This is a genomic window from Mesorhizobium marinum (genome assembly GCF_040813675.1).
GTDB lineage: Bacteria > Pseudomonadota > Alphaproteobacteria > Rhizobiales > Rhizobiaceae > Mesorhizobium_K > Mesorhizobium_K marinum.
In genome coordinates, this window is record NZ_JBFOCI010000007.1 from 246,286 (window position 1) to 252,758 (window position 6,473).

Annotated in this window: 6 protein-coding genes; 4 read left to right on the forward strand and 2 right to left on the reverse strand. The window is 62.6% G+C overall.

Annotation, left to right across the window (positions count from 1 at the left end):
• Positions 1-67: 67 nt before the first annotated feature.
• Complete coding sequence (locus ABUE31_RS20435; protein ID WP_367725581.1) at positions 68-1,510, forward strand: aldehyde dehydrogenase family protein; 1,443 nt, start codon at positions 68-70, stop codon at positions 1,508-1,510.
• A gap of 124 nt (positions 1,511-1,634) precedes the next feature.
• Here ABUE31_RS20435 and ABUE31_RS20440 read toward each other — a convergent pair whose 3' ends face one another.
• Positions 1,635-2,531: a LysR family transcriptional regulator gene (locus ABUE31_RS20440; protein ID WP_367725582.1), complete on the reverse strand. Its 897-nt coding sequence runs from the start codon at positions 2,529-2,531 to the stop codon at positions 1,635-1,637.
• A 651-nt stretch (positions 2,532-3,182) separates the two neighbouring features.
• On the opposite strand from ABUE31_RS20440, the gene ABUE31_RS20445 reads away from it, so the two are divergent.
• The 3 genes from ABUE31_RS20445 to ABUE31_RS20455 all read left to right on the forward strand — a co-directional run bounded on the left by ABUE31_RS20445 (position 3,183) and on the right by ABUE31_RS20455 (position 5,508).
• Entirely contained in the window at positions 3,183-3,485 is a 303-nt protein-coding gene (locus ABUE31_RS20445; RefSeq protein WP_367725583.1) for a hypothetical protein, read from the forward strand.
• 31 nt (positions 3,486-3,516) lie between these two features.
• Positions 3,517-4,494, forward strand: a complete 978-nt coding sequence (locus tag ABUE31_RS20450) for a L,D-transpeptidase (RefSeq protein ID WP_367725584.1) — start codon at positions 3,517-3,519, stop codon at positions 4,492-4,494.
• Positions 4,495-4,812: 318 nt separating this feature from the next.
• Complete coding sequence (locus ABUE31_RS20455; RefSeq protein ID WP_367725585.1) at positions 4,813-5,508, forward strand: outer membrane protein; 696 nt, start codon at positions 4,813-4,815, stop codon at positions 5,506-5,508.
• 100 nt (positions 5,509-5,608) lie between these two features.
• Here ABUE31_RS20455 and ABUE31_RS20460 read toward each other — a convergent pair whose 3' ends face one another.
• Positions 5,609-6,085 (reverse strand): cache domain-containing protein, encoded by a 477-nt coding sequence (locus ABUE31_RS20460; RefSeq protein ID WP_367725586.1) that lies wholly within the window; start codon positions 6,083-6,085, stop codon positions 5,609-5,611.
• Positions 6,086-6,473 lie beyond the last annotated feature (388 nt).

Here is a 6,473-nt window from a genome sequence, read left to right on the forward strand (position 1 = left end):
CTCTCATCTCTCTATTTCCATCCCTGGGCGCGTTTGTAGTAGGCAGGTTCCACGCAAGGGGAATTTCATGGCCAGGACCGGCATTCTGATCGACAACCGGTGGCGGACATCGGAAAGCGGGCGAACGATCGACGTGCTGGCGCCCGCTACCGGCCGACCCTTCACGCAGATAGCAGCGGCGGTCGACGCCGATGTCGACGCGGCCGTCAAGGCCGCGCGGCAGGCGGTCGAGAGCGGTGCATGGAGCCGGCTGAACGCGGCCGAGCGCGGCCGGCTTCTCCTGAAGATGGCGATCGTGGTCGCCGACCACGCCGAGGAACTCGCCGCTCTGGAGGCGCAGGACACCGGCAAGCCGATCAGGCAGGCGCGCAACGACATCGTCGCGGCGGCGCGCTATTTCGAGTTCTACGGCGGCGCCGCCGACAAGGCGCATGGCGACACGATCCCGTTCCTCAACGGGCATTTCGCGACCACAGAACGCGTTCCGCACGGCGTGACGGCGCATATCATTCCCTGGAACTATCCGGCGCAGATGTTCCCGCGCTCGGTCGGGCCGGCGCTCGCCATGGGCAACGCGGTCGTCATGAAACCGGCGGAAGACGCCTGCCAGACGCCGCTGCGCATGGCCGAGCTTATGGTCGAGAACGGATTTCCCGAGGGCGCCATCAACATGGTGACGGGCTACGGGCACGAGGCCGGCGCGGCGCTGAGCGGCCATCCGGGCATCGACTTCATCTCCTTTATCGGCAGCAACGAGACCGGCGTGCAGATCCAGACCGCCGCGGCGCGCAACCATATCGGCTGCACGCTGGAACTCGGCGGCAAGTCGGCCCAGATCGTCTTCGCCGACGCCGATATCGAGGCGGCGCTGCCGGTCCTCGTCAACGCCATCGTCCAGCATGCCGGACAGACCTGCTCGGCCGGCTCGCGGCTGCTGGTCGAACGCTCGGCCTACGACCGCGTCGTCGGGCGCGTCGCCGAGCGGTTCGCGCAGGTTCGCGTCGGCACGCCGGAGATGGACCTCGACCTGGGTCCCTTGGTCAGCGCGAAACAGCGCGACCGCGTGACCGGCTATTGCGGCGGCGCCGACGCGGACGGCATTCCGCTGATTGCCGAAGGGCAGATGGCAGATGGCCTGCCTGCGGGCGGCTTCTTCGTCAGGCCGCGCCTCTACGGCCCGGTGCCGCGCGGCAACAGGCTGGCAAGCGAAGAGGTGTTCGGCCCGGTCATGGCGGTGCTTCCCTTCGAGGACGAAGCCGATGCGATAAGGCTCGCCAACGGCACCCCCTACGGACTGGTCGCCGGCATCTGGACGCAGGACGGCGGACGGGCGCTGCGGGTCGGCCGCAAGATGCAGGTCGGCCAGGTCTTCGTGAACTGCTACGGCGCCGGCGGCGGCATCGAACTGCCGTTCGGCGGCATGAAGAAGTCGGGCCACGGCCGCGAAAAGGGTTTTGACGCGCTGAAGGAATTCTCCGCCGTGCGCACCCTGGTGATCAGGCACGACTGACCCGCTGGGCAGGAACCTTGCGGCCACCGCGACGTCGTCAGCACAAGGTCAGCGCCGGCGCCATGACTTGCTGCGTACCCGAACTTGATTGTCGCCCTCGGACGTCTTGCCCACGACGGATCGCTCATTTGCCATGCGCTGCACTGCCGTTGATCTGGCCGCGAAACCAGTTGACCAGCGCGCGCAGCGGCGGCTCGTCACGACGGCTGCTCTTCACGCAGAGATAGTAGTCCTCGTTGGTCGGCAGGGCGACCGGCGAAAGCATCTTCACCCGTCCGGACGCCAGAGCTTCCCTGGCCAGGAAGTCGGGCACCAGGGCGATGCCGAGCCCCGCCTCGACCATGTTGAACGCCATGACGTAGTGAGACGCAAACAGCCATCGGCCATCCGTGTCGAAGTCCGGAACGTCGGCCAGCCGGCGGAAGGCTTTCCAGTCGGCTCCGATGCGTCCGGGCTCCAGGTCGGTGGTGATCAGCGGCAGGCTGCGCAGCGCGTTTGCCTTTGACGTCGCATAGATGGCGACCAGCTGCTCATCCATGATCTTGAGCGCGAAATATCCCAGCTGCTGGTCGGGCAGCGTCGTGACGAAGGCGTCGCCAACAACATCCGTCAGTTCCGGGTCCTTGGCGTACATCTGAAGGTGCAGGTCGATGTCGGGGTTGGCGGCGTAGAAATTCGCCAGCCGCCCGATCAGCCAGCCCGGTGCGAAGCTGCTGCAGATGGCGATGCGGATGCGCCTGTGGCCCGACCCCAGGACGTCGGCGACCGATCGATCGATCTGCCCGAACGCTTCCTGAATTCGCCCGGCGAGGCGCTTGCCCATCTCGGTCAGGGCGACGCCGCGGCCCGACCGGTGAACCAGCGATTCCCCCAGTTCTTCGCGCAGCTGCTTCAGTTGATGGCTGATCGCGCTCTGGGTGACGCCGAGCTCTTCCGCCGCCTTGGAGATCGAAAGATGGCGAGACACCGCTTCGAACGCTTCGAGGGTCCTGAGCTTCGGGCGTTTGCCGTCGAGTGCCATTCGAAGTTTCCCGCTGTGCTGTTCGATTCATAGGACGAACACAGCCAAGAGGCGATAGCGAAGTCTTGCCGCCGCACCACGATTCAGAGAACAAAACGGGAGAACTCTACTTCAATGCTACTGTCCGCAAGGCCGCGCACGCCGACAAAAGCGANGTGCCGCCGCACCACGAGTCAGAGAACAAAACGGGAGAAATCTACTTCAATGCTACTGTCCGCAAGGCCGCGAACGCCGACAAAAGCGAAGAGATCGGCTCCTATACAATCCAACTCATGTGTCGCGTGCAAAACTCATTAGACAGGACAGCAAGTGCCGACCGATCATGCCATCCCAGTCGGACTCATCCGTTGGATGCCAGACATATCCGGCTGTGCCATCTGCGACGCGACAACGGAGTGCCNTTGCCGCCGCACCACGATTCAGAGAACAAAACGGGAGAACTCTACTTCAATGCTACTGTCCGCAAGGCCGCGCACGCCGACAAAAGCGAAGAGATCGGCTCCTATACAATGCAACTCATGTGTCGCGTGCAAAACTCATTAGACAGGACAGCAAGTGCCGACCAATCATGCCATCCCAGTCGGACTCATCCGTTGGATGCCAGACATATCCGGCTGTGCCATCTGCGACGCGACAACGGAGTGCCTGCCCATGAAGACGCTGAATTTCGGCATTGCGATTTCGGCCCTGCTGCTGGTCGCCGGTTGCGAGACCAGCGGCGGGGGCGGCGGGGCGGTTGCACCCGGGCGCGCCACGATGGGCGACGTGGAGAAGAACTGCACGAAACGGCTCGCCCAGACGGCGAATGTTTCCTCCAGTTCGATCAGGGTGACGGATTCCACCGGATCGACGGAGGGCTCTGCGGTCTTCCTCAGCCTCAACGGAGCGCCATGGGTGTGCCGCGCGGACGGGGCGGGCAACATCACGGCAGTCGAGTTCCAGGGCGAAGGCTGATGGCGAAACGGAACGGCGAAAGGATGCCGACATGACGACCAGCCGCCGAACGTTCCTTGGCCTTTCAGGCGGCCTGGCAGCGACGCTGGCGCTGCCGCGCGCAAGCACAGCACAACTGGTCAACAAGCACGCCGAAGACCTCAGGAACGGGGAGTTCAACTGGTTCCCCGAGCGGTCGCGATCGGGGCCGATGCTGATCATCGTCTCGATCCCCGACCAGCTTGTCCACGTCTATCGCAACGACGTCCGCGTGGCCGCCTCGACCTGTTCGACCGGCAAGCCCGGACACGGAACGCCGACCGGCGTGTTCAAGATCCTCGAAAAGGACAAGCACCACCATTCCTCGACCTACAACAACGCGCCGATGCCCAACATGAACCGGCTGACATGGTCCGGCGTCGCGCTGCATGCCGGCAACCTGCCGGGCTACCCGGCCTCGCATGGCTGCGTCCGGCTGCCGCTCGAGTTTTCGCAACTGCTGTTCGGCGTGACGCATCTGGGAATGACCGTCGTCATAGCGGACGCCAGTTCGCAGCCGGCATCGGTTGTGCATCCCGGGATGGTTCTCGGCGACTATGCGCGGCACGAGTTCGAGGAGATCGACGTCGTCGCGCTGAACACCAGCGAGGGGCATCCCGACCACGCGAACTCGACGAGCATCGTGGTCAGCCGGCCGGACAGGAAGGTGACCGTCTGGGACAATGGCGAGGTCGTGGCCGAGGGCGGCGCGACGATCCAGAGTCCCGACCAGCCGTTCGGCGAGCGCACCTTCGTGCTCAGCGGGCACGACAAGGGCAAGGGCCACCTGCACTGGTTCGGGTTCGGACACGGCAATGCCGACGACGAACACGCCGAGACGCTGCAGCGCGTGAAGGCCGACCCGCCTGTAAGGAACGCCATTCAGAAGCGGATGCATCATGGCATGACGGTCGTGGTCAGCGACCAGCCCCAGACGGCGAACACGCGCACGCAACGCGGTTTCGTCGTGTTGGGCGAGGGTCTGTACTAGCCGAATCCGCCGACCGATTGAGGTTGCGCCGTGAAGCGTAACCGACGAGAAAATGTTGCACGAGGCACTGGCATAGGGAATTTGAGATGAAGAAGTTTTTGATTGCGGCCACGCTGTCCTGTGTGGCGTCCGGCACTTTCGCTGCCGATGCGGTNGGCAGTCGAGTTCCAGGGCGAAGGCTGATGGCGAATAGGTCGATTGTTGTTGTTGCAAAAATACAACTTTGAGTCCGCTAGTAAACATATTTCGATCGATACTAATTGAATACAGCGATTTAATGGACGAGTTATTTCGTCGGGGCTGCGTATGGAGAAAACTATGAGAAACACTCTGATTGTGGTCGCCCTCGCATGCACCGCCTCCGTCGCTCATGCCGCCGATGCCGTCGTCTATGAACCGGCCGAGGTAATCTCCACTCCTGTCTTCAGTTGGACGGGCGGCTATATCGGCCTGCAAGCCGGTTATCTGTGGGGCGACAGTCACATGGAATTTCTTAGCGACGGTTCCTACGGCAATCCCGATCCCCATGGATGGTTGGGCGGAGTCTATGTTGGATACAACTACGAGATGCCCTCCAATGTCGTTTTGGGCATCGAGGCCGACATCGCCTATGCAGATGCGGAAGGCGACAGGGAAGGGTTTGGTTTCAGCGGCATCCCGGCTCCGCCCGGAGACGGCTTGAACATGGAGGTGAACTGGTCTGGAGCGGTGCGCGGTCGCCTCGGCTATGCGTTAGACCGCCTTCTTCCCTATATCGCCGGCGGCGTAGCTTTTGCTGACGTCGATAGCAGCAATGTGCTTGCTCCCGTCACCTTCAACGACAGCGATACAATGGTGGGATGGACCGTCGGCATTGGTGGCGAGTACGCGTTTACGGACCAGCTGATCGGGCGCGTCGAGTACAGGTACACCGACTTCGGCAGCTCCGATCTTGTGCTCGATTCGATTGACGGCGCCGCCGAGGCGGACCTGACCACGAGCGACGTCCGCTTCGGTCTGGCCTGGAAGTTCTGAATCTCCGGCTGCTGTCAGATTTCAACAACGCCGCCTACGGGCGGCGTTTTTCATCTGACGCTCCCGAACGTGAGCACCGGATTGCGATTCCGGAAGCCGTCTATTCGTAGTAGCCGACGCCGCAGCCGAGATCGCCGATCCTGGTGACGAATGAAACCTTGGGCGCGGGCGAGCCGTCGCTCGGCCGGAAATAGACATAGCTGACTTCGGAAACCTGGCCTTCGGGCTTTTGCGCCGCGTCGTAGAGTTCCTGGCCCACATTCTTGCCGACCGCATCCTTGACCGTCCGTTCGTCCTGGCCGAAGAGCGATTTCGAGCTTGGATTGGGGTAGGGGTGGATGATGCCGTCTGTATTGTTGAAGCAGAACGGATAGAGATCCCGGTCCAGGAAGCCGTCACCGCCTGTTGCGATCGACGCGAGCGCTTTCGCCTTGTCGGCCTTTACGGCGATCACCACCCTGTCCAGCATCGCCCTGGCTTCGGCTGCCGTGCCGCGATCGGCATCCTCTGCAAATCCTGAAGTGACAGCGCCCAGAAGGCCGAGCACAGCAGCCGTGACGACGAGCGTTTTCATCATGGATCCCTCCGCGGAAGGTCCAAGACTATCACAGCCCGGGCCAAGGTCGAAGCGACGGCGAGGGCCGTGCGGGCGACGATGAAAGCCTTAACCAAAGTCGGAACGAGATCGCTTTGCCATCCATGCTATCTTGCTAATTAAGCGCGGTGCGACTTAACTCATCGGCGTTGCTGCGAACCGGGTTTGCTGCAGCACCAGAAAATGAAGAGAGACTGCCGACAGACATTCAAGTCCTGACATCGCCGTTTTCAAGACAAACCGGGGGGGTACTGTTTTGATCGACAATGGCATATCGAAAAGACCGCAGCGCTGGTCCTACGGGTTGCTTCTCGTCTGCGCGGCCAGCGCCGCGTTCTGGATAGCGGCGCTGTGGCTGGTCTTTTGAAGA